This window comes from Stenotrophomonas sp. 01N47 (assembly GCF_056399165.1).
This window is the reverse complement of the sequence record NZ_JBFTQU010000077.1, coordinates 1-409: the sequence shown is the minus strand read 5'-3', so window position 1 is coordinate 409 and position 409 is coordinate 1. Positions and strand designations below refer to the sequence as shown.

Here is a 409-nt window from a genome sequence, read left to right as displayed (position 1 = left end):
AGGCGGTGCATCCGCTCATCGACGATGGCCCGTCACCCGAAACCCTCACCCTGCTTGCCGTGGACGTCGGCGCACTGCAGGCGGCGCTGGAACGGCTGCCGTCGCCCTTGCGCGAAATCCTGGTACTGCGTGAACTGGAAGAATGCTCATACAAGGAAATCGCGACCATCACCGGACAGAAGATCGGCACGGTGATGTCCCGTCTTGCGCGTGCCCGCGATCGCTTGCGGGCCGAACTCACCTGCCGGCCCAAGGAGGTACGCCGTCATGATCTGCGATGACGCCGGGCTGCTGTTGCACGCCTATCTCGACGACGAACTGGATGCTGCCAGCAGTGCTGCGATGGCTCGCCACCTGCACGAGTGCAGCGCGTGCAAGTCCCGTTACGAGACCTACGCCATCATGCAGA

At 63.6% G+C, this 409-nt stretch carries 2 protein-coding genes; both read left to right on the top strand.

Annotated features, from left to right (window positions below; genetic code table 11):
* Positions 1–281, top strand: a 281-nt coding sequence (locus AC1DKR_RS21295; RefSeq protein WP_478035162.1) for a sigma-70 family RNA polymerase sigma factor, incomplete at its 5' end; no start/stop codon positions are given.
* Positions 268–409 (top strand): anti-sigma factor family protein (locus tag AC1DKR_RS21290; protein WP_478035165.1); only part of this gene is annotated, 142 nt, incomplete at its 3' end. The genes AC1DKR_RS21295 and AC1DKR_RS21290, both read left to right, overlap by 14 nt.